The 21,720-nt window shown below is 72.2% G+C and carries 21 protein-coding genes and 1 pseudogene; 16 read left to right on the plus strand and 6 right to left on the minus strand.

Annotation, left to right across the window (positions count from 1 at the left end; all coding sequences use genetic code 11):
* Positions 1 to 53: 53 nt before the first annotated feature.
* Complete coding sequence (locus tag ACFY2K_RS34915) at positions 54 to 1,301, plus strand: ATP-binding protein (protein WP_375894788.1); 1,248 nt, start codon at positions 54 to 56, stop codon at positions 1,299 to 1,301.
* 90 nt (positions 1,302 to 1,391) lie between these two features.
* Here the strand turns inward: ACFY2K_RS34915 and ACFY2K_RS34920 are convergent.
* Together ACFY2K_RS34920 and ACFY2K_RS34925 are read right to left on the minus strand one after the other, a co-directional pair.
* Positions 1,392 to 1,694 (minus strand): annotated as a pseudogene (locus ACFY2K_RS34920) (ester cyclase); the annotation flags it as partial.
* A gap of 123 nt (positions 1,695 to 1,817) precedes the next feature.
* Entirely contained in the window at positions 1,818 to 2,390 is a 573-nt protein-coding gene (locus ACFY2K_RS34925; protein ID WP_387716636.1) for a GtrA family protein, read from the minus strand.
* Positions 2,391 to 2,680: 290 nt separating this feature from the next.
* Here ACFY2K_RS34925 and ACFY2K_RS34930 point away from each other — a divergent pair, with 290 nt between their 5' ends.
* From ACFY2K_RS34930 to ACFY2K_RS34940, 3 genes are read left to right on the plus strand one after another with little or no spacing between them, the layout of a single operon-like run.
* Positions 2,681 to 3,820, plus strand: a complete 1,140-nt coding sequence (locus tag ACFY2K_RS34930; RefSeq protein ID WP_375894794.1) for a 5-(carboxyamino)imidazole ribonucleotide synthase — start codon at positions 2,681 to 2,683, stop codon at positions 3,818 to 3,820.
* Complete coding sequence (gene purE, locus ACFY2K_RS34935; protein WP_380525643.1) at positions 3,817 to 4,341, plus strand: 5-(carboxyamino)imidazole ribonucleotide mutase; 525 nt, start codon at positions 3,817 to 3,819, stop codon at positions 4,339 to 4,341. Before ACFY2K_RS34930 ends, purE begins: the two co-directional genes overlap by 4 nt.
* Before the next feature lie 32 nt (positions 4,342 to 4,373).
* Entirely contained in the window at positions 4,374 to 5,609 is a 1,236-nt protein-coding gene (locus tag ACFY2K_RS34940) for a dipeptidase (RefSeq protein WP_387716638.1), read from the plus strand.
* A 10-nt stretch (positions 5,610 to 5,619) separates the two neighbouring features.
* Here ACFY2K_RS34940 and ACFY2K_RS34945 read toward each other — a convergent pair whose 3' ends face one another.
* Entirely contained in the window at positions 5,620 to 6,033 is a 414-nt protein-coding gene (locus tag ACFY2K_RS34945; protein ID WP_375894801.1) for a CoA-binding protein, read from the minus strand.
* 345 nt (positions 6,034 to 6,378) lie between these two features.
* Between ACFY2K_RS34945 and ACFY2K_RS34950 the strand changes: the two genes are divergently transcribed.
* Positions 6,379 to 7,308 carry a hypothetical protein gene (locus ACFY2K_RS34950; RefSeq protein ID WP_387716640.1) on the plus strand — a complete coding sequence of 310 codons (930 nt, stop codon included), beginning with the start codon at positions 6,379 to 6,381 and terminating at the stop codon, positions 7,306 to 7,308.
* A gap of 16 nt (positions 7,309 to 7,324) precedes the next feature.
* Here the strand turns inward: ACFY2K_RS34950 and ACFY2K_RS34955 are convergent, their stop codons facing one another.
* Positions 7,325 to 8,662, minus strand: a complete 1,338-nt coding sequence (locus ACFY2K_RS34955; RefSeq protein WP_375894807.1) for a UDP-glucose dehydrogenase family protein — start codon at positions 8,660 to 8,662, stop codon at positions 7,325 to 7,327.
* 219 nt (positions 8,663 to 8,881) lie between these two features.
* Here ACFY2K_RS34955 and ACFY2K_RS34960 point away from each other — a divergent pair, with 219 nt between their 5' ends.
* The 3 genes from ACFY2K_RS34960 to ACFY2K_RS34970 all read left to right on the plus strand — a co-directional run bounded on the left by ACFY2K_RS34960 (position 8,882) and on the right by ACFY2K_RS34970 (position 11,620).
* Positions 8,882 to 10,048 (plus strand): acyl-CoA dehydrogenase family protein, encoded by a 1,167-nt coding sequence (locus tag ACFY2K_RS34960; protein ID WP_380525645.1) that lies wholly within the window; start codon positions 8,882 to 8,884, stop codon positions 10,046 to 10,048.
* 168 nt (positions 10,049 to 10,216) lie between these two features.
* Positions 10,217 to 11,083 carry an oxidoreductase gene (locus tag ACFY2K_RS34965; protein WP_387716643.1) on the plus strand — a complete coding sequence of 289 codons (867 nt, stop codon included), beginning with the start codon at positions 10,217 to 10,219 and terminating at the stop codon, positions 11,081 to 11,083.
* Between the two features lie 60 nt (positions 11,084 to 11,143).
* Positions 11,144 to 11,620 carry a GNAT family N-acetyltransferase gene (locus ACFY2K_RS34970; RefSeq protein WP_380644970.1) on the plus strand — a complete coding sequence of 159 codons (477 nt, stop codon included), beginning with the start codon at positions 11,144 to 11,146 and terminating at the stop codon, positions 11,618 to 11,620.
* A gap of 34 nt (positions 11,621 to 11,654) precedes the next feature.
* On the opposite strand, the gene ACFY2K_RS34975 is transcribed toward ACFY2K_RS34970, so the two are convergent.
* Positions 11,655 to 12,251, minus strand: coding sequence for an NAD(P)H-dependent oxidoreductase (locus tag ACFY2K_RS34975; RefSeq protein ID WP_375897336.1), 597 nt, complete (start codon positions 12,249 to 12,251; stop codon positions 11,655 to 11,657).
* Between the two features lie 127 nt (positions 12,252 to 12,378).
* On the opposite strand from ACFY2K_RS34975, the gene ACFY2K_RS34980 reads away from it, so the two are divergent.
* From ACFY2K_RS34980 to ACFY2K_RS34990, 3 genes are all read left to right on the plus strand, one after another.
* Positions 12,379 to 12,828 (plus strand): MarR family winged helix-turn-helix transcriptional regulator, encoded by a 450-nt coding sequence (locus tag ACFY2K_RS34980; RefSeq protein ID WP_375897339.1) that lies wholly within the window; start codon positions 12,379 to 12,381, stop codon positions 12,826 to 12,828.
* Positions 12,829 to 12,950: 122 nt separating this feature from the next.
* The gene (locus tag ACFY2K_RS34985; RefSeq protein WP_375897342.1) at positions 12,951 to 13,451 is read left to right on the plus strand and encodes a peptidylprolyl isomerase; all 501 of its coding nucleotides are present in this window, start codon (positions 12,951 to 12,953) and stop codon (positions 13,449 to 13,451) included.
* A 179-nt stretch (positions 13,452 to 13,630) separates the two neighbouring features.
* Positions 13,631 to 14,434, plus strand: coding sequence for an arylamine N-acetyltransferase (locus ACFY2K_RS34990; protein WP_375897344.1), 804 nt, complete (start codon positions 13,631 to 13,633; stop codon positions 14,432 to 14,434).
* Positions 14,435 to 14,478: 44 nt separating this feature from the next.
* On the opposite strand, the gene ACFY2K_RS34995 is transcribed toward ACFY2K_RS34990, so the two are convergent.
* Positions 14,479 to 15,771 (minus strand): LCP family protein, encoded by a 1,293-nt coding sequence (locus tag ACFY2K_RS34995; protein WP_387716646.1) that lies wholly within the window; start codon positions 15,769 to 15,771, stop codon positions 14,479 to 14,481.
* Positions 15,772 to 15,949: 178 nt separating this feature from the next.
* Between ACFY2K_RS34995 and ACFY2K_RS35000 the strand changes: the two genes are divergently transcribed.
* From ACFY2K_RS35000 to ACFY2K_RS35020, 5 genes are all read left to right on the plus strand, one after another.
* Positions 15,950 to 16,027 carry a putative leader peptide gene (locus ACFY2K_RS35000; RefSeq protein WP_350517968.1) on the plus strand — a complete coding sequence of 26 codons (78 nt, stop codon included), beginning with the start codon at positions 15,950 to 15,952 and terminating at the stop codon, positions 16,025 to 16,027.
* Between the two features lie 48 nt (positions 16,028 to 16,075).
* Positions 16,076 to 16,630 carry an NADPH-dependent FMN reductase gene (ssuE, locus tag ACFY2K_RS35005; RefSeq protein WP_360244294.1) on the plus strand — a complete coding sequence of 185 codons (555 nt, stop codon included), beginning with the start codon at positions 16,076 to 16,078 and terminating at the stop codon, positions 16,628 to 16,630.
* Between the two features lie 256 nt (positions 16,631 to 16,886).
* The gene (locus tag ACFY2K_RS35010; RefSeq protein WP_350509632.1) at positions 16,887 to 17,672 is read left to right on the plus strand and encodes an ABC transporter ATP-binding protein; all 786 of its coding nucleotides are present in this window, start codon (positions 16,887 to 16,889) and stop codon (positions 17,670 to 17,672) included.
* An 18-nt stretch (positions 17,673 to 17,690) separates the two neighbouring features.
* On the plus strand, positions 17,691 to 20,261 hold the full coding sequence (locus ACFY2K_RS35015; RefSeq protein WP_387716649.1) for an ABC transporter permease: 2,571 nt from the start codon (positions 17,691 to 17,693) through the stop codon (positions 20,259 to 20,261).
* A 297-nt stretch (positions 20,262 to 20,558) separates the two neighbouring features.
* The gene (locus ACFY2K_RS35020) at positions 20,559 to 21,599 is read left to right on the plus strand and encodes a glycosyltransferase family 2 protein (RefSeq protein WP_375895889.1); all 1,041 of its coding nucleotides are present in this window, start codon (positions 20,559 to 20,561) and stop codon (positions 21,597 to 21,599) included.
* Positions 21,600 to 21,720: the final 121 nt, after the last annotated feature.

Genomic DNA, 21,720 nt, shown 5'->3' on the forward strand with positions numbered 1-21,720 from the left:
AGATCATGGCCGGGCGGCGGCCGATGCAGTGGAACACCTCGGGGAGCAGCAGCGTGAAACGCAGGATGATCAACTCGCTGCTGGTCGTCGTCCTGGTGGTCGTCGTGGTGTTCTGCGTGCCGCTCGCCCTGGTCGAGAAGCGCAGCATCGTCGACGCCGCCCAGGACCGGGTGGACGCGACCGCCGTCCGGGTGCTCGCCCTGGTCGAGAGCCGGCTCGCCGCCGGTGAGTCGGTCAAGGAGGGGCGGGTCTTCGAGAGCCAGGTCACCGAGGGCAGCTACGTCGAGGTGCAGATCCCCGGCCAGCAGGTCCTCTCGGCCGGCCGCCCGCCCGCCGGGAACCACCTGCTGCGGGCCGCCGAACACGGCACCAGCGGCGAGATCGTCACCGTCGAGCAGTCCCGCGAGGACGTCGACCACGAGATCGCCAACAACCTGCTGCTGCTCGGCGTGGTCGCCCTGCTGGCCGTCCAGGCCGCCGTCGCGCTCGCCGTCTGGCAGGCCAAGCGACTCGCCCGGCCGCTCACCGACCTCGCCGAGACCGCCGAACGGCTCGGCTCCGGCGACCCGCGCCCGCGCAACCGCCGGTACGGGGTGCCCGAACTCGACCGGATCGCCGAGGTGCTGGACACCAGCGCCGAGCGGATCGCCCGGATGCTCACCGCCGAACGCCGGCTCGCCGCCGACGCCTCGCACCAGCTGCGCACCCCGCTCACCGCACTCTCGATGCGGCTGGAGGAGATCACCGCCCTCGCCGAGGAGCCGGAGACCGTCAAGGAGGAGGCGACCATCGCCCTCCAGCAGGTCGAACGGCTCACCGACGTCGTCCAGCGGCTGCTCACCACCCAGCGCGACCCGCGCAGCCCCACCGCCGTCGCCTTCGACCTGGACGAGGTGATCAAGCAGCAGGTGGAGGAGTGGGGCCCGACGCTGCGCGAGCAGGGCCGGGTGCTGTCCCTGGAGGGCCTGCACGGGGTCACCGCGGTCGGCACCCCGGGGACGGTCGCCCAGGTGCTCGCCACCCTGATCGAGAACTCACTGATGCACGGCGCCGGGACGATCACCCTGCGGGTGCGGCCCTCCGGCACCTCGGTGGTGGTCGAGGTGCAGGACCAGGGCGCCGGAGTGCCGGCCGACCTCGGCAACCGGGTGTTCGAGCGGGCCGTCAGCGGCCGCAACTCCACCGGCATCGGCCTGGCCGTCGCCCGCGACCTCGCGGAGGCGGACGGCGGGCGGCTGGAGCTGCTCTCCTTGAAGCCCCCGGTGTTCGCGCTGTTCCTCGGGCGCAGCCACGAGGACTGAGCGGGGTACGAGGGCTGCGCGGGGCAGGGGGACGCGGACGGAGCCGGGTACGAGGACCGGGCCGGGTACGAGGACCGGGCGCGGTCAGCGGGCCCCGTCGAGCCGGACGTCGCGGACCACGTCGAGGTCGGTGAAGGTGGGCGGCGCGTCGCAGAGCGCCACCATCTCGCGGAAGATCCGGTCCGTCTCGGGGAGCTTCGAGTTGCGCATCGCCTCCTCGTAGGAGGGGAACTCCACGATCTCCACCACGTGGCGGGCATCCGAGCGGTCGGTGCCGACGACCGCGTGCGAGGCGGTCCGGCGGCCCTTGGTGGCCTCGACCCAGGTGTCCATGAGCCGGTTGAGGTCGTCGAGCCGGTCGGTCTTGCAGTCGATGATCTGGACGAACGCCATGGCGAGCCTCCTGGGACCCCCTCGGCCTCTCGATCGTCCGCGGCCGTGCTCGCCCTCGGTCACCACTGTCCTCTCGCGGGGGCGGACCCGGCAAGGGGAGGGGGCGGGGCGGTCGCCGAGCGGCTACTCGGCCTTGGCGTAGCGGATCTGCTCGGCGGCCAGCATCAGCTCGGCCTGGGCGGCCAGCTCCCGGCCGTCGGCGGCCTCCGCGGCTTCCCCGGTCCGTGCGGGCTCTGCGGCGTGTGCGGCCTGCGGGCTCGGCACGTTCGGTACGGGGGCCGTCTCGGGCAGCGCCTTGAAGACCCAGGTGCGGTACGAGACGAAGCGGAACACGGTGGCGATGGCGAGGCCGACGACCTTGGCGCCCATCTTCTCGAAGTTCGAGTCCAGGCCCAGCACGTACTGGGAGAAGCCGAGCACACCGGTCTCGATCAGCATGCCGAAGCCGCTGAACACCAGGAAGAGGGTGATCTCCCGCTTGCGGGAGTCGGCGTCGCGGTCCCGGTACAGCCAGTACCGGTAGCCGAGGTAGTTGGTGGCGATCGCGATCACCGTGGCGGCGATGTTGGACCGCAGCGAGGCGATGCCCAGGCCGATGTTGCAGACCCAGAAGACGGCGAAGTTGACCACGACCCCGCTCAGGCCGACGATGCCGAACTTCACGACCTCGCCCCTGATCCCACGCACCTTCTGCATGAGTGAGGGGTTCGAAGCTGTGGTCGTCGCCATACCGGGTGGCCTCCATGTACCTGCGGGGAAAAGGGTGTCCCACTGGGCCGGGGACACCCCTTGAGCCCTGCGTGCACGCACATGATCCGACCGCGCGGACGAGGACCTAGCCGTCCAGGCTACCCGCTTCCACCGAACGGCTCAGCCGTCCGGAGGAGGGGTTGACATCTACGCGCGTCCACTACTCACACCCCCACCGCGGCTCCATGGCCCCCCACCGGCCCGGATATCCTGGCGAGGTGACTTCCCCGGGCAATGTGAATTTTCCAGTGGTGGGCATGATCGGTGGCGGGCAGCTGGCCCGCATGGCACACCAGGCGGGCATCCCGCTCGGGGTCAGGTTCAAGCTCCTCGCCGACACCCCCCAGGACTCCGCCGCACAGGTGGTCTCCGACGTCGTCCTCGGTGACTACCGGGACCTCGACACCCTGCGCCGCTTCGCGGCCGGGTGCGACGTGATCACCTTCGACCACGAGCACGTCCCCACCGAGCACCTGCGGGCCCTGGAGGCCGACGGCATCGCCGTCCGCCCCGGCCCGGAGGCGCTGGTCAACGCCCAGGACAAGGGCGTGATGCGGGCCAAGCTCGACTCCATCGGGGTGCCCTGCCCCCGGCACCGGATCGTCGCCGACCCGGCCGACGTCACCGCCTTCGCGAACGAGGGCACCGGCTACCCCGTCGTGCTCAAGACCGTCCGCGGCGGCTACGACGGCAAGGGCGTCTGGGTCGTCGACGACGAGCGGGAGGCCCAGGCGCCGTTCCTGGCCGGCGTCCCCGTGCTGGCCGAGGAGAAGGTCGACTTCGTCCGCGAGCTGGCCGCCAACGTGGTCCGCTCGCCCAGCGGCCAGGCCGTCGCCTACCCGGTCGTCGAGAGCGTCCAGGAGAACGGCGTCTGCGCCGAGGTCACCGCCCCCGCACCGGACCTCGACCCCGCCCTGTCCGATGAGGCCCAGCAGCTCGCCCTGCGGATCGCCGGCGACCTCGGCATCGTCGGCCACCTCGCCGTCGAGCTGTTCCAGACCCGGGACGGCCGGATCCTGGTCAACGAGCTGGCCATGCGCCCGCACAACTCCGGGCACTGGACCCAGGACGGCGCGGTCACCTCGCAGTTCGAGAACCACCTGCGGGCCGTCCTCGACCTCCCGCTCGGCGACCCCCGGCCGCGCGCCAAGTGGACCGTCATGGTCAACGTCCTCGGCGGCGACTACCCGGACATGTACCACGCCTTCCTGCACTGCATGGCCCGCGACCCCGGGCTGCGGATCCACATGTACGGGAAGGACGTGAAGCCCGGCCGCAAGGTCGGCCACGTCAACGTCTTCGGGGACGACCTCGACGACGTCCGCGAGCGCGCCCGCCACGCGGCCGCCTACCTGCGAGGAACGATCACCGAATGACCAACCCTCTTGTCGGCATCGTGATGGGTTCGGACTCCGACTGGCCGGTCATGGAGGCCGCCGCCCAGGCCCTGGACGAGTTCGAGATCCCGTACGAGGTGGACGTCGTCTCCGCCCACCGGATGCCCCGCGAGATGGTCGCGTACGGCGAGCGGGCCCACGGGCGCGGCCTCAAGGCGATCATCGCCGGCGCCGGCGGCGCGGCCCACCTGCCGGGCATGCTGGCCTCCGTCACCCCGCTGCCGGTCATCGGCGTGCCGGTGCCGCTGCGCTACCTGGACGGCATGGACAGCCTGCTGTCGATCGTCCAGATGCCGGCCGGCGTGCCGGTGGCGACCGTCTCGGTGGCCGGCGCGCGCAACGCGGGCCTGCTCGCGGTGCGGATGCTCGCCGCCTTCGACCCGGAACTCACCGAGAAGATGACCGAGTTCCAGGCCGAGCTGAACAACCAGGCCACCGAGAAGGGCAAGAAGCTCCGCGCCAAGGTGGCCGGCTCCTCGTCCTTCGGCTTCGGCAAGTAGGCCGCCCGGCGGGGTGGGGTAGAACAGCCCGTATGACTTCCGACTCCCTCACCCCGCAGGACCGATCGGACCTTTCGGGCCTCCCGGACCGCCTGGACCGCGCCCGCGCCCTGCTGCGCACCGCCCCCGTGGTGGACGGCCACAACGACCTCCCCTGGGCGATGCGCGAGCAGGCCGGGTACGACCTCGGCGCGCTCGACCTCGCCGCCGACCAGAGCGAGCGCCTGCACACCGACCTCGCCCGCCTCGCCGAGGGCGGGGTCGGCGCGCAGTTCTGGTCCGTCTACGTGCCTACCTCGCTGGCCGGCGACCACGCCGTCAGCGCCACCCTGGAGCAGGTCGACTTCGTCCACGCCCTGGTCGAGCGCTACCCGGACCGGCTGCGCCTGGCCCGCACCGCCGCCGACATGGAGGCCGCCCGCGCCGAGGGCCGGGTCGCCTCGCTGATGGGCGCCGAGGGCGGCCACTCGATCGACTGCTCGCTCGCGACCCTGCGCGCCCTGTACGAACTCGGCGTGCGCTACCTGACGCTCACCCACAACGACAACGTGCCGTGGGCCGACTCCGCGACCGACAAGCCGGTGGCCGGCGGGCTGACGAAGTTCGGCGAGGAGGTCGTCCGGGAGATGAACCGGCTCGGCATGCTGGTCGACCTCTCGCACGTCTCCGCCGACACCATGCGGGACGCCCTGCGGGTCACCGAGGCGCCGGTGGTCTTCTCGCACTCCTCCGCGCGCGCGGTCTGCGAGCACCCCCGCAACATCCCGGACGACGTGCTGGCCCAGCTGCCCGCCAACGGCGGCGTCGCGATGGCCACCTTCGTCCCGAAGTTCATCCTGCCCGCCGCCATCGAGTGGACCCTGGCCGCCGACGAGAACATGCGCGCCCACGGCTTCCACCCGCTGGACACCACCCCGCCCGCGATGGAGCGCCAGCGCGCCTTCGAGGCCGCCAACCCGCGCCCGATCGCCACCCCGTCCACCGTCGCCGACCACCTCGACCACATGCGCGAGGTCGCCGGCATCGACCACATCGGCATCGGCGGCGACTTCGACGGCACCGCCTTCCTGCCCGACGGCCTCGACTCGGTGGCCGGCTACCCCAACCTGGTCGCCGAACTCCTCGGCCGCCACTGGTCGGAGGCCGACCTCGCCAAGCTCACCTGGCACAACGCCGTCCGCGTCCTGCGCGACGCCGAGTCGGTCGCCGCCACGCTGCGCGCCGACCGCCGGCCCTCCATCGCCACCATCGCCCGGCTCGACGGCTGATCCGAGCCTTCTAACCCAGCCGCGGGATCTCGATGGCCGGGCACTTGTCCATCACCATCGAGACCCCGGCGGCCCGGGTCCGGTCGTACGCGGCCTCGTCGACGACCCCGAGCTGGAACCAGACCGCCTTCGCGCCGACCGCCACCGCCTGGTCGGCGACCTCCCCGGCCAGCGCGCTGTTCACGAACACGTCCACCACGTCGACCGGGAACGGGATCTCGGCGAGCGAGGCGTACCCGGGCTCGCCGAGGACGGTCTCGGCCTTGGGGTGCACCGGCACGATCCGCTTGCCGTGGCGCTGGAGCACCTGCGCCACGCCGTAGGCGGCCCGGGCAGTGTTGTTGGACAGCCCGACCACCGCCCAGGTGTCGCCGCTTCCGGTGAGGATCTCGCGGACGGTCGCGCCGTCGCCGTAGGTCGTCATGCCGGTGCCAACGACGGGCGCGGGCGCGGGATTCCGGGGGCGGTCAGGTGGCGGAGGCGTCGGGGGCCGGGCGGCGGCCGGCCCCCGGCCGCTCGGACGGTGACCGGTCTCCGGCAGTCGTGACGATCCGTCACCGTGCGCCTTGGCATGCTCTCCCGGTTTTCCCGGTTGACCTGCGGCGGCGGGAAATGCGCTGGAAGGCGAAGTGTGAATTCCCCGCGTGCCCCGGGGCGGAGTGGAATTCTCATTCCAAGACTCGGCCAACACCGGCATACAACGGCCCGGGCCCAGGAACACTGGGAATCGAAGCCTTTCGGCGGGGACGCGAGTATCGGGTGGGGAAACGTGAGCGGCGATCTTGACGAATTGGCCCTGGCCGCGGCGACGGCCCTGGTATCGGGCCTGATGACGGATTCCTGGGAGGCGGTGAAGCGTGGTTTCGCCGAGCTGATCGGTCAGGACGGGCGCATGGACGCGACGCGCGCGAGGCTGGCGGAGGCGTCCGAGCCGGAGCTGCCGCAGGCCCGGGAGGCCCAGGTGGGGGCGTGGAGCACCCGGCTGCGGGACGCGCTGGGCGACGATCCGGACGTGGCCGCGGGACTGCGGGCGCTGCTCGCCGAGGGGGTGGCCCCGGCGGCGGTTGCCTCGGCCGGCCCGGTGTCCCAGAAGGCCCGCGCCGGGGACGGCGGCATGGCCGTGAACGTCGGGCGCGACGTCGGCCCGGAGGGCATCATCGCCGGCGGCGATGTGCGCATCAACAAGAGGCGCATCGCATTCATCCCGATCGCGCCCTTCATCAGCGTCACGAAGAGCGCCGCGGCGGCGCATCCGGTGGTGGCGACCGTGACCACCCTCGTCGTGGTGGCCGGGGGCGTCTCCGGCGCGGTCACCGTCTGGCAGTCCGGTGGCAGCCCGCAGCCGTCCGGACTCTCCCGGATGGTCGGCGGCTGGGACGGCACCTACACGTGCGGGCAGGGTCTGACCGGAATGCATTTGCAGATATCGGCGCCGGTGAAAGCCGGGACGGTCGACGTGGTGTTCAGCTTCTTCCCGGTGCCGGCCAATCCCGGCGTTCCGCGGGGGAGTGCGACGTACACCGGAACGCTTTCGGGGGCCAGCGTCCGCCTCGACCCGGTGGCCTGGGTCGAGCGACCGTCCGACTATCAGCTCATCAACTTCGTCGGCGATCTTCCGGCGGCCGACGGCGATGCGTACAGCGGTACCGTGACCGGGGTCGGCTGTACGACCTTCACCACCCGGCACACGACGCAGTGAGCGGTGACACCCGCCGTCAGCTCGGGCGGCCCAGGGCGCGGTAGGTCCAGCCGGCGGCGCGCCAGGCGTCCGCGTCGAGGACGTTGCGGCCGTCGAGCAGTCGGCGCTCGGCCACCACGGCGCCGAGCTCGGCCGGGTCGAGCGCGCGGAACTCGGCCCACTCGGTGAGGTGGAGGACGACGTGGGCGCCCTCGGCGGCCTCCAGGGCGGAGTCGGCGTAGGCCAGGGAGGGGAACATCTTGCGGGCGTTCTCCACGGCCTTCGGGTCGTAGACGGTGACCTGGGCGCCCTGGAGCTGGATCTGGGCGGCCACGTTGAGCGCGGGGGAGTCCCGGATGTCGTCCGAGTTGGGCTTGAAGGCGGCGCCGAGGACGGCGACCCGGCGGCCCAGGAAGCCGCCGCCGCACTGCTCGCGGGCCAGTTCGACCATCCGCGAGCGGCGCCGCATGTTGATCGAGTCGACCTCGCGCAGGAAGGTCAGCGCCTGGTCGGCGCCGAGTTCGCCGGCCCGGGCCATGAAGGCGCGGATGTCCTTGGGCAGGCAGCCGCCGCCGAAGCCGAGGCCGGAGTTGAGGAACTTGCGGCCGATCCGCTCGTCGTGCCCGAGCGCGGTGGAGAGCAGCGTGACGTCCGCGCCGGCCGCCTCGCAGACCTCGGCCATCGCGTTGATGAAGGAGATCTTGGTGGCCAGGAAGGAGTTGGCGGCGGCCTTCACCAGCTCGGCGGTCGCGTAGTCGGTGACCAGGAACGGCACCCCGGCCGCGATCGGCTCCGCGTACACCTCGCGCAGCAGCCGCTCGGCGCGCTCGCTGTGGGCGCCGACCACGATCCGGTCCGGCCGCAGGGTGTCCTGGACGGCGAAGCCCTCGCGCAGGAACTCGGGGTTCCAGGCGAGTTCGGCGCCCGCGCCGACCGGCGCCAGCGCGGCCAGCCGCTCGGCCAGCCGGGCCGCCGAGCCGACCGGCACGGTGGACTTGCCGACCACCAGCGCCGGGCGGGTCAGGTGCGGTGCGAGCTCGTCGATCGCGGTGTCCACGTAGGACATGTCGGCGGCGAACTCGCCCTTGCGCTGCGGGGTGTTGACGCAGACGAAGTGGACGTCCGCGAACTCCGCGGCCTCCTTGGCGGAGGTGGTGAAGCGCAGCCGCCCGGTCGAGCCCTCGTGCCCGGCCACGTGCTTGAGCAGCAGCTCGGACAGGCCCGGCTCGTACATCGGGACCCGGCCCGCGGTGAGCGTCGCGATCTTCTCGGGATCGATGTCCAGACCCAGCACCTCGAAGCCGAACTCGGCCATCGCGGCGGCATGCGTGGCGCCGAGGTAGCCGGTGCCGATCACGGAGATGCGGAGGGTCACGGGTTCCCCTTGAGTTGCGGGTTCGGCCAGTAGAGGGTGCCCCTGATGCTATCCGTCCCGCCCGGGTCGGTACGGATCGCCCGCTCGCCGAGGACGCTAGGCAGCCGCAGGTCGGAGCCCTAGGATCTCTACTGAACGGTAGTTAACCGCGATTCGACTCGGATCCGACGCCGATCGGACAACGGTCTGCGTCGGCCACTGGACGACGAGGCAGGCATCATGGCGGGCAGCGCAGGGGCGGCTGACTTCGATCTCTTCCGTATCTCCGAGGAGCACGGGATGCTCCGTGAGGCGGTGCGTTCGCTGGCCGAGGCGAAGATCGCTCCGTTCGCGGCGGAGGTGGACGAGCAGGGCCGGTTCCCGCAGGAGGCGTTGGACGCGCTGACGGGCAACGATCTGCATGCGGTGCACGTGCCGGAGGAGTTCGGTGGTGCGGGGGCGGACGCGTTGGCGACGGTGATCGTGATCGAGGAGGTCGCGCGGGTGTGCGGCTCGTCGTCGTTGATCCCGGCGGTGAACAAGCTGGGGTCGTTGCCGGTGCAGTTGTCGGGTTCGGAGGAGTTGAAGGCGAAGTACCTGGGGGCGTTGGCGCGGGGCGAGGGGATGTTCTCGTACTGCCTGTCGGAGCCGGAGGCAGGTTCGGACGCGGCGGGGATGAAGACGCGGGCGGTGCGTGACGGTGACTTCTGGGTGCTGAACGGGGTGAAGCGCTGGATCACCAACGCGGGGGTGTCGGAGTTCTACACGGTGATGGCCGTGACGGATCCTTCGATGCGGTCGAAGGGGATCTCGGCGTTCGTGGTGGAGAAGGGCGATGCGGGGGTGTCGTTCGGGGCTCCGGAGAAGAAGTTGGGGATCAAGGGGTCGCCGACGCGTGAGGTGTACTTCGACAATGTGCGGATCCCGGCGGACCGGATGATCGGTGCGGAGGGCACGGGTTTCGCGACGGCGATGAGGACGCTGGACCACACCCGGGTGACGATCGCGGCGCAGGCGGTGGGTATCGCGCAGGGGGCGTTGGACTACGCGAAGGGCTACGTGCAGGAGCGGAAGCAGTTCGGGAAGGCGATCGCGGAGTTCCAGGGTGTGCAGTTCATGCTGGCGGACATGGCGATGAAGCTGGAGGCCGCGCGGCAGATGACGTACGTGGCGGCGGCGAAGTCGCAGCGTGGGGACGCGGATCTGACGTTCTTCGGTGCGGCGGCGAAGTGTTTCGCGTCGGACGTGGCGATGGAGGTGACCACGGACGCGGTGCAGTTGCTGGGTGGTTACGGGTACACGCGGGACTACCCGGTGGAGCGGATGATGCGGGACGCGAAGATCACCCAGATCTACGAGGGCACCAACCAGGTCCAGCGGATCGTGATGGCCCGCAACCTGCCGTAGTCGCCAGGACCTTCGCAACGGCCCCCGACCGCCGCCGTGCGGTCGGGGGCCGTCGATCGTCCGGCTGTTCGTCCGGCATCGAACCTTCCTGGACGGGCGGGCTGCCGGATGTCATAAATGATCGTCAACTCGTTTGCCGAGCACGATCATTGCGGGAGTCCACGGATCATGAGCAGCACCCCCGAGCAGCGCACCGACGGCAAGGTCTGGCTGATCACCGGCGCCAACTCCGGCTTCGGCCAGGCCATCGCCGAGGCCGCCCTGGCGGCCGGCGACACCGTGGTCGCGGCGGCCCGCCGCCCCGAGGCGCTGGCCGAACCGGCCGCCGCCCACCCGGGCCGGCTGGTCCCGGTGCGGCTGGACGTCACCGACCAGGAGCAGATCCTCGCCGTGGTCGCCGAGACCGTGCAGCGGCACGGCCGGATCGACGTCCTGGTCAACAACGCCGGGCGCGGCGTGATCGGCGCCGTCGAGGAGACCACCGACGCCGAGCTGCGCGACCTCATGGAGCTGCACTTCTTCGGCCCGGCCGCGCTCACCCGGGCCGTACTGCCGCACATGCGGGCCCGGGGCGCCGGCGCCGTGGTGCAGATGAGCAGCATGGGCGGCCGCTTCTCCTTCCCCGGCGTCGGCGCCTACTCCGCCACCAAGTTCGCCCTGGAGGGGCTCTCCGAGGCGCTGGCCAAGGAGGTGGCCGGCTTCGGGATCAAGGTGCTGGTCGTCGAGCCGGGGTCGTTCCGGACCGGCTTCGCGGGCGGTGGCGCGCTGGCCCACTCCGCCCCGATCGAGGCCTACGAGCCGCTGGTCGGCCCGGTCCGCACCGGCCTGCCGGACTCCGACGGCAAGCAGCCGGGGGACCCGGCGAAGGCCGCCGCGGCGATCCTGGCCGCGCTGGCCGCCGAGCGGACCCCGCTGCGGCTGGCGCTGGGCACCGACGCGGTGGACGCCGTCCTCGGCAACCTGGACGGTGCCCGCAAGGAGGCCGAGGCCTGGGCGGCGGTCGGCCGCGGCACGGACTTCCCGGCCGGCGGCTGACCCCGCTCGCGGGGGGAATCAGGGCGACGGCGGGCAGCCCGGCTGCCTAGGCTGCCCGCCATGCGCACCACGACCGACACGCTCGGCCTCGCCCGGCTCACCCCCGAGAACATCGACGCCGCCCTCGCCCTGCGGGTCCGGCCCGACCAGGAGGGCCTGGTCGCCCCGGTGGCGAAGTCGCTGGCCGAGGCGTACGTGTACGGGGACACGGCCTGGCCCCGGCTGATCCTGGACGGCGGCCGGCCGGTCGGCTTCGTGATGGCCTTCTTCGACATCCGCTTCCACCCCGGGCGGCCGGACGACCGCCCCCGTTCCGGCCTGTGGCGCCTGCTGGTCGACGCCGGGCGGCAGGGCGGCGGCTACGGCCGGTTCGCGGTCGAGCAGGTCTGCGCGGAGATCCGCCGCCGCGGCGGCACCCGGGCGACGGTCACCTACCACCCGGGCCCGGACGGCCCGGCCGGGTTCTACGCCCGGCTGGGCTTCCGGCCCACCGGCGAGCTGAGCGGCGACCAGGACGTGGCGGAGGTGGAGCTGTAGCCGCCCTGTCCCGCCCCGCACCGTGCGGGCCGGCTCAGTCGAGCAGCGCGGCCGCCTGCTCCCGGGCCTGTCGCAGCCACTCGGCGCGCTCGGCGGCCGGGGCGCCGGTGACGGTGCGGAACACCGTCCGCCGGACGTCGGTGACGCCGACGTACGGCAGTACGCAGGCCGCCCAGATCCGCTCCAGCGGGTCGCCGAACTCCTCGCGCTCCCGGGCCTCGGGGGTGTCCGAGGTGTTCAGCACCAGGGCCCGCCCGGCGCGCAGCAGTCCGGCGGGTTCGCCGTCGGCGGTGCCGAGCTTGTAGGCGACGCCGGGGGCCAGGACCCGCTGCACCCAGCCCGCCAGGACCGCAGGCGGCATGCCCCACCAGTTGGGGTGGATCAGCACCAGGGCGTCCAGGGTGGCCACCTCGGCGCGGTGCGCGGCGAGTTGCGGGTCGGTGGCGGTCCCGGCGTCGTCGACCGTGCCGGTCTCCCCGGCGGTGAGCAGTGGTGCGAACCCGTCGGCGTACAGGTCGTGCGCCCGCACCTCGCAGCCGCGTCCGCGCAGTTCGTCCACCACGGCCTGGTACAGCGCGTGGTTGAAGCTGCCCGGCCGCGGATGTGCCAGGTAGACCCCGATCCGGTTCATGTTCCGCCCCCCTCAGGCTGGTTGGAGGCCGATGCTACTGGCCGGCCGTTGCGGTCGCGGCCTGTGGGGCGCCCGTGGACGCCCGGCACTGTGTGCACACGCACGCAACCTCGGTACGATGAACGGCATGGACCGCGCCGATCTCTCCCTGGGCCCCCTGTCGGAGCAGGACCACGCCTTCTACGGCCTGGTCTGGGCCGGCACCACGCTGGCCGCCCGGGTGGACCGGGAGCTCGCCCGGGTGCACGGCCTGCCGCTGTCCTGGTTCGAGGTGATGCTCTGGCTGGCCGGGCAGCGGGAGCCGGTGGCGGCCTCCGACCTCGGTGCCAAGACCATGCTGAGCCGCAGCCAGGTCTCCCGGGTGGTCGACGCCCTGGCCGGGCGCGGGCTGGTGGCCCGGACGCCCTCGGCCTCGGACGCGCGCTCCGTGCGGATCGAGCTGACCGAGCGGGGCCGCGCGCTCTTCGCCGAGGCGGACGCCACCCGGCGGGCCGCCCTGGCCCCGGTGTTCACCGACCGGCTGGACCCGGCGGACATCGCCGCCCTGGAGACGGTCTGGCGCAAGCTCAAGGCCTGAGCCCCACCGGCGGCCGCCCGACGCCGGCCGGCGAGCGGGACGAGCGGGATAACACGCCGCCGTGACCTCGCCCCCTACGGGGGTGGCGCGCGACGCGCGGCCGCTCGTGCCATGATCCCTGCATGGGTTCCAACGTTTTCTTCGACATCACCATCAACGACGAGCCGGCGGGCCGCATCGTCTTCAAGCTGTACGACGACGTCGTCCCGAAGACCGCGCGCAACTTCCGTGAGCTGGCCACCGGCCAGAACGGCTTCGGCTACGAGGGCTCCGGCTTCCACCGCGTGATCCCCGCCTTCATGCTGCAGGGCGGTGACTTCACCAACCACAACGGCACCGGCGGCAAGAGCATCTACGGCGAGAAGTTCGAGGACGAGAACTTCAAGATCAAGCACACCCGCCCGGGCCTGCTGTCGATGGCCAACGCCGGCCGCAACACCAACGGCTCGCAGTTCTTCATCACCACCATCGTCACCGACTGGCTGGACGGCAAGCACGTCGTCTTCGGCGAGGTCGTCGAGGGCATGGACCTGGTGAAGAAGATCGAGGGCCTCGGCTCGCAGAGCGGCCGCACCTCGGCCGTCATCAAGATCGCCAAGTCCGGCGAGGTCGAGTCCGTCTGACCGCAGCCCTCCTGGGCCCCTGACGCACGCCACCGCCCCGGAGCGGGGAGTCGGATCCGCCGATCCCCCGCTCCGGGGCGGTGGTGTCTTCCGTGGTGCCTCCCACGGTGCCTCCCGGGGCGCGTCCTAGGCCGAAGGACCGATGCCGCACCCCTGCCGCCCGGGTGGAGAATGGGCGGGTGGATCATGAAGATGCGTACGAGGGGATGGTCCCGGCCGCGCGGACGGCCTACCTGGAGCGGATCGGGGTGCCGGATCCCGGGGAGCCGTCGGCGGCGGGTCTGGCGCGCTTGCAGGAGGCCCATCTGCGGGCCGTCCCGTTCGAGAACCTGAGCGTCCACCTCCGCGAGCCGATCGTGCTGGACCCGGCGGCGCTGGTGGCGAAGGTCGTGGACCGGCGGCGCGGCGGCTTCTGCTACGAACTCAACGGCGCCTTCGCCGAGTTGCTGACGTCGCTGGGGTACCGGGTGAGCCTGCTGGCGGCCCGGGTGTTCGACGGGGAGCGGCCCGGGCCGCCGTTCGACCACCTGGCGCTGCGGGTCGACCTGGACGAACCCTGGCTGGTCGACGTGGGGTTCGGCCGGTTCACCCGGCACCCGGTGCGGCTGGACGGGCGCGGGGCCCAGAGCGACCCGCACGGTACGGCGCTGCTGCGGCCGTACGGCGACGACGGCGACCTGGACGTCCTGCTGGACGGGGTGCCGCAGTACCGGGTCGGCCGGCACCCGCACCCGCTGTCCGACTTCACCCCGACCTGCTGGTGGCACGCGACCTCGCCGAAGTCCCCGTTCGCCCGGGGGACCACCTGCTCGATGCTCGCCGCGGACGGCGGCCGCACCACCCTCAACGGCACCCGGCTGGTCCGCACCGCCCCGGACGGCACCCGCGCCGAGGAGGAACTCACCGACGCCGCCGCGCTGTCCGCGTACCGCGAGCACTTCGGCATCGTGCTCGACCGGCTGCCGGGAGCCGTCCCGGCCTGAACGCGCGCGGGGGCCCGTCCGACGGACGGGCCCCCCCGCGGCGGCTACTTGAACTCGGGTACCGCGGTGTCGTTCTTGAACGCCTCGAAGACCTGCTTGGACTTGGCGGCGTCCCACTGCACCGCCGACTCGCCGGTCTTGGTGTGGTAGTCGGCGTTGCCGATCGGGACGGTCATGGTCTTGCCGCCGCCGCCGTTGACGTCCTTCATGGCGAGGAAGAGCGAGCCCAGGTCGGTCAGCCCGCAGTCGTCGTCGACGATCAGGGTGCCAAGCGCCGAGTCGACCAGCGGGTAGAAGGTGAACGGGTTGAGCACGGTGCCCGGGGAGGCGGCCTGGTGGGCGAGGGCGCCGAGGAACTTCTGCTGGTTGCGCATCCGGCCGAGGTCCTGGTCGGCCATCTGGTGGCGCTGGCGGACGAAGGCCAGGGCCTGGGTGCCGTTGAGGGTCTGGTCGCCGGCCTTGAGGTCGAGGCCGGAGTCCTTGTCCTTGATGTCCTGGTCGATGTGCATCTCGACGCCGCCGACGGAGTCGACGATGCCCGCGAACCCGGCGAAGCCGATCTCGGCGTAGTGGTCGATGCGGATGCCGGTGTTGAGTTCGACGGTCTGCACCAGGAGGCGGCCGTTGCCGGTGGCGAAGGCCGAGTTGATCTTCGAGGTGGTGGCCTTGACGGTCTTCCCGGCGCTCGTCCTGAACTCGGGGATCGGCACCCAGGAGTCGCGCGGGATGCTCATCAGCGTGTTCCCGTTGTCCCCGATGTGCAGGATCATCATCGAGTCGCTGCGCTTGCCCTCGACGTCGTGGCCGGTGTGCATGGTGTCCATCTGGGACTCGCTGAGGCCCTCGCGGCTGTCGGAGCCGACGATCAGCCAGTTGGTGCCCTTGCCGGCGGCCGGGCGGCCCGGGTAGCCGGCCAGCACGTTGTCGTGGTTGAGCTTGGAGTCCGCCCAGAACCAGGTGGACACGGAGGTCACCATGACGGCGATCAGCAGGCCGAAGACCGTCCACTTGACGATCCGCCGCCGCGGCCAGCGCCGGGACTGCGCGCCGCCCGGCCGCGCTCCGGCGGGACCACCGGGGCCGCCGGGGCCGCCGGGGCCGCCGGGGCGGCCCGGTCCGCCCGGGCCGCCGGGGCCCGGCCGTCCGGGGCCGCCGGGGGCGCCCTGCGGCGGGACGCCGCCGAGCCGGTGCGGCGGTTCCGGCTGCCGGGGGGCGGGCGTGCCGGCCCCGCGCGGGTTGAGGGAGGCCGGCAGCGGTCGCTCGGACGCCGGGCCGCCGCCGTTGCCTCCGTAGGGGTTGCCTCCGCCGCCCGGGCGGCCCTCCTGCCACGTGTTCATGCCGTCGAGGATGCCCGACCCCGGTCCGGCTGACTCCCCCCGGGGTCCCTGCCAGGCCTCTTGTAGCAGTTTTGATGCACGTACCGGATCGTTCCGGCGTGAAATGCGCCCGTCACCCCCGTTCCGCTTGCTGAAACGTTCCTTGACCGGTTCGAACGCACCGTGTTTGCATTTCGACATGGATCAGAGTCGGGCACTCACGCGTCGGCGCCACGTCGACCTCCAGCGTGTGTCCGGTTCGCTCTGTCGTCGCTGAAGCGCGCCCGTCGAGACCCCCGACCCGCTTCCAGCCAGAGGTGAACCCATGGCCACCGTCCTGTCCGTTTCCGGCTCCCCGTCCGCGACCTCCCGCACCACCCGGCTGCTGCGCCACGTCGACGCGCGCCTGGTGGACCGCGGCCACCACGTCATCCCCTTCGAGGCCCGCAGCCTGCCCGCGCAGGCCCTGCTGTCCGGCGACTTCGACCACCCCGGGATCGTCGCCGTCACCGAGCTGTTCGCCCGCGCCGACGGCGTCGTCATCGGCACCCCCGTCTACAAGGCCGCCTACTCGGGCCTGCTCAAGGCCCTGCTGGACGTGCTCCCGCAGTACGCGCTGGCCGGCAAGGCCGTCCTGCCGCTGGCCACCGGCGGCTCGCCCGCGCACGTCCTCGCCGTGGACTACGCGCTGCGCCCGGTGCTCAGCTCGATGGGCGCCGGCCACATCACCCAGGGCTGGTTCGTGCTCGACCGCCACATCACCGCCGGGGAGGACGGCCGGACCCTCGTCGAGTGCGAGACCGACGCCCAACTCGTCCCCGTCGTGGAGGGGTTCGCCGACGCCCTGGAACGGCTGGCCGCGCCGGTGCTGACCGGCTGAGCCGCCGGCGGGCCCGACCCCGTACGGGGCGTCCCCGAGAAGGCCCGCGGCGCCCCCTAGGGGGAGGGGGCGCCGCACCCGTAGAACCTTGGTTGCAGCGCTTCATTCCGACGGAGGACGAGCCGACCGGGACCGGCTCCTAACGTGGTTCCTACATCCCCGCCCCACCGTGCGCGGCCCGATCCGATCGGGTCCGCCGGCCGACCGCGTCGGAAGGGTGGGGGTCGACGGGTGGGCCACTTCTTAGGAGACTCCAGTGACGACGGCAGCAGCCGTGTACGACCCCCAGCTTCCCGGCGGACCGTCCGCCGTCGCCGCCTCGGCCCGCCAGGTGACCAAGGCCTACGGTTCGGGCGAGACCAGGGTCACCGCGCTCGACGCGGTCGACGTGGACATCCAGCGCGGCCGCTTCACCGCGATCATGGGCCCCTCCGGCTCCGGCAAGTCGACCCTCATGCACTGCCTGGCCGGGCTGGACACGGTCACCAGCGGACAGATCCGGATCGGCGACACCGAGATCACCGGCCTCAAGGACAAGCAGCTGACCCGCCTGCGCCGGGACAAGATCGGCTTCATCTTCCAGGCGTTCAACCTGCTGCCGACCCTGAACGCGCTGGAGAACATCACGCTGCCGATGGACATCGCCGGCCGCAGACCCGACCAGGCCTGGCTGGACCAGGTGGTGGAGACCGTCGGCCTGGCCGGCCGGCTCAAGCACCGCCCCACCCAGCTCTCCGGCGGCCAGCAGCAGCGCGTCGCGGTGGCCCGCGCCCTGGCCGCCCGCCCCGAGATCATCTTCGGCGACGAGCCCACCGGGAACCTGGACTCCCGGGCCGGCGCCGAGGTGCTGACCTTCCTGCGCCGCTCGGTGGACGAACTGGGCCAGACCATGGTCATGGTCACCCACGACCCGGTCGCCGCCGGCTACGCGGACCGCGTGCTCTTCCTCGCCGACGGCGTGATCGTCGACGAGATGCACGCGCCGACCGCCGACTCCGTCCTCGAACGCATGCGCCGTTTCGACGGCAAGCGCACCAGCTGACGGCGGGACGACGAAACCATGCTGCTCAAGACCTCACTGCGGAGCTTCTTCGCCCACAAGGGCCGGATGGCGCTCTCGCTCATCGCCGTCGTGCTGTCGGTCGCCTTCGTCTCCGGCACCCTGGTGTTCTCCGACACCGCCACCAGCACCTTCTCCAAGCTGTTCGCCGCGACCGCCTCCGACGTCTCGGTCCAGCCGCCCAAGCCGGCCGACGACGAGGACCCGCAGGCCGGGGACAAGCCCGCCACCGTCCCGGCCGCGCTCGCCCAGCGGATCGCCGGGCTGCCCGGCGTGAAGACCGCCGTCGGCCAGGTGATGGTCGGCAACGCGATCCTGGTCAACCCGGCCACCGACAAGCTGGTCGGCCCGACCAGCGGCGCACCCACCCTGGTCGGCAACTGGACCGACACCCCGCGCAACGCGGTGAAGCTCACCTCCGGGCACGTCCCGCAGGACTCCGGCGAACTGGTGCTGGACGCGGACACCGCCAAGAAGGCCAAGCTGGCCGTCGGCGACCGGATCCGGGTCGACAACGCGGGCGGGCAGCACCCGTACACGATCGTCGGCATCGCCACCTTCACCACCACCAACCCCGGTGCGGCGCTGGCCTTCCTGGACACCCCGACCGCCCAGCAGGTGCTGCTCGGCGAGCAGGCCTACACCTCCGTCGAGGCCTACGGCGACGGCAGCCGCAGCGGCGACCAGCTCAAGGCCGACGCCCTCGCCGAGGTCGGCGGCGGCTACCAGGTCAAGACCGCGACCGAGCAGAAGGACGAGAACACCAAGTCCATCGGCAGCGGCCTCGACTTCATGACGTACGCGATGCTCGGCTTCGCCGGGATCTCGCTGATCGTCGGCGGCTTCCTGATCATCAACACCTTCTCGATGCTGGTCGCCCAGCGCACCCGCGAGATCGGCCTGTTGCGCGCCATCGGCGGCAGCCGCGCCCAGGTGAACGGCTCGGTGCTGGTCGAGGCACTGATCCTGGGCGTGCTCGGCTCGACCCTCGGGGTGGCGGTCGGCCTCGGCGTCGCCGTCGGCCTGATCAAGCTGATGAACGCGATCGGCATGGACCTCAAGGCGAGCGACCTGGTGATCGGGCCCGACGTCTTCGCGGCCGGCTACGCGGTCGGCGTCCTGATCACCGTGATCGCCGCCTGGATCCCGGCCCGCCGGGCCAGCCGGATCGCCCCGATGGCCGCCCTGCGCGACCACGGCACCCCGGCCGAGGCCCGCTCCAACGTCGTCCGGACGATCCTCGGCGTGCTGCTCACCGGCGGCGGCGCCGGCCTGCTGGTGCTCGCCGGCACGGCGGAGAAGGCGGGCACCGGCGGGCAGCTCCTGGGCCTGGGCCTGCTGCTCACCCTGATCGGCTTCGTGGTGCTCGGCCCGCTGCTGGCCACCGTCGTCATCAAGGTGCTCGGCGCCCTGCTCCTGGCCCTGTTCGGGCCCTCCGGCAAGCTCGCCCAGCGCAACGCGATGCGCAACCCGCGCCGGACCGGTGCCACCGCCGCCGCGCTGATGATCGGGCTGGCGCTGGTGATCGGCTCCTCGGTGTTCAGCTCCTCGGCGGTGACGTCGGCGAGCGAGCAGATCGACAGGTCGGTGGGCGTGGACTACATCATCGGCGGCGGCCCGACGGGCGTCACCGGGGAGATGATCGACGCGGTGAAGCGGACCCCGGGCATCGACCACGTCACGACCCAGGAGAACTTCCAGAGCGCCAAGGTCCGGCTGTCCGGCGGACAGAGCGCCAGGACGGACCTCACGGCGGTGCCGGCCACGTTCTTCGGCACGGACTTCCACCCCACCGTCAGCTCCGGCACCGTCGACTCGATCGGCCGCGGCTCGCTCGGGATCGGCGAGAACTTCGCCAAGGACCACGGCCTCAAGGTCGGCGACCAGGTGACCGTCGACTACGGCAAGGGCCGCACCCAGACCCTGCCGGTGGGCGTGGTGTTCCAGAAGGGCGGACTGCTGGGCGACGGGACCTTCGTCGACCTGGACACCGCGACCAAGGTGGTCCCGGCCGCCGAGCAGCCTCCGGTCCGGACCTTCTTCGCCAAGGCCACCCCGGGCACCGACATCGCCAAGACGCTCACCGCCCTGGAGGACGCGCTGCGGCAGTACCCGCAGCTGACCGTCAAGGACCAGGCCGGCTACAAGGAGCTCGTGCAGTCCCAGGTCAACACCCTGCTCTACCTGATCTACGGCCTGGTCGGCCTGTCGATCACCGTCGCGGTGCTCGGCGTGGTCAACACCCTGGCCCTCTCGGTGGTGGAGCGGACCCGCGAGATCGGCCTGCTGCGGGCGATCGGGCTCTCCCGCCGCCAGCTGCGCCGGATGATCCGCCTGGAGTCCGTGGTGATCGCCCTGTTCGGCGCCGTGCTCGGCACCGGGCTGGGCCTGGCCTGGGGCGTCACCGCCCAGCGGGTGCTGCGGGACCAGGGCCTCGGGACGCTCTCCGTCCCGACCACCACGGTCGTGGTGACGCTGGTCTCCTCGGTGGTGATCGGTCTGGTCGCCGCCCTCGTACCGGCCTTCCGGGCCGGACGGATGAACGTCCTCGCGGCCATCGCGACGGACTGACCCGGCGACGGGGGACGTCGGGTCACCCCACGGGGGAACGGGGGGAACCGGGGGGAACGGGGGGCGGGGGCCGGGTGCGCACGAGCACCCGGCCCCCGCGCCGTGCCGTCCGCCCGTCGTTCACCGGGGTCGCCGAACCCACCCCGAACCTGCACGGTTCCCCCGCCGATTCGGGCCCGGGCGCCCGGGGCGGTACGGTGATCCCGATCACGGCACCGGTGTCGCCCTCCAGGGGTCCCGGGAGCCGCCGGACCGGGACAAGACGGATATGCGTCGACACCGGTACGGTTGGCCCCGATGAACACCAAGGCTGCTGAGGAGCTGCCGGCTGTTTCCGTGATCATGCCGGTGCTCAACGAGGAACGACACCTGCGCACGGCGGTCCGGCGCATCCTGGACCAGGATTACCCCGGACCGATGGAAGTGGTGATCGCCCTCGGTCCCTCCACCGACCGCACCGCCGAGATCGCGGCCGAGCTGGTGGCCGAGGATCCGCGGGTGCGTACGGTGGAGAACCCCACCGGCCGCACTCCCGCGGGGCTGAACGCCGCGATCCGGGGCTCGCAGTACCCGATAGTCGTACGGGTGGACGGCCACGGGCTGCTCACGCCCGGCTACATCGCCACCGCGGTCCGGCTGCTCGGCGAGATGGACGCCGCCAACGTCGGCGGCATCATGCACGCCGAGGGCGAGACCGAGTGGGAGAACGCGGTCGCGGCCGCGATGACCTCCAAGATCGGTGTCGGCAACGCGGCCTTCCACACCGGCGGCCTGGCCGGCCCGGCGGACACCGTCTACCTCGGGGTGTTCCGGCGCGAGGTACTGGAGCGACTCGGCGGCTACAACGAGGAGTTCATCCGCGCCCAGGACTGGGAGCTGAACTACCGGATCCGCCAGGACGGCGGGCTGGTCTGGTTCACCCCGCAGTTGAAGGTGACGTACCGGCCGCGGCCGTCCGTCAAGGCGCTGGCCAAGCAGTACAAGGACTACGGCCGGTGGCGCCGGGTGGTCACCCGCTACCACCGGGGCTCGGTCAACCTGCGCTACCTGGCCCCGCCGAGCGCGCTGCTCGCGGTGCTGCTCGGCCTGGTGCTGGGCGCCGCCGTCCACCCGGCCTTCCTCGCGGTGCCCGGCGTCTACCTGCTGGGCATCCTCGGCGGCGCCGCGGTCGAGGGCCGCGGCCTGTCGTTCCGGGCCAGGGCGCTGCTGCCGGTGGCGCTCGCGACCATGCATCTGAGCTGGGGCTTCGGCTTCATCACCTCACCCCGCTCGCTGGCCCGCCGGGTGATAAGGAGCGTCGGCCCGTCCTCGAAGGACGTGCTCTCCCGGGCGCGTTGACGCCCGGACCGGCTACCGCCGGCCCGCACGGGGACAGTTGAGGACGGTGCGGCCCCGCTCGACCCGGCCGGTCCGGGGCTCCGGACCGGCCCCCGGACCGGCGAGCGGTACCGCGGGACGG

It is taken from the genome of Kitasatospora sp. NPDC001309 (genome assembly GCF_042896295.1).
Lineage (GTDB): Bacteria > Actinomycetota > Actinomycetes > Streptomycetales > Streptomycetaceae > Kitasatospora.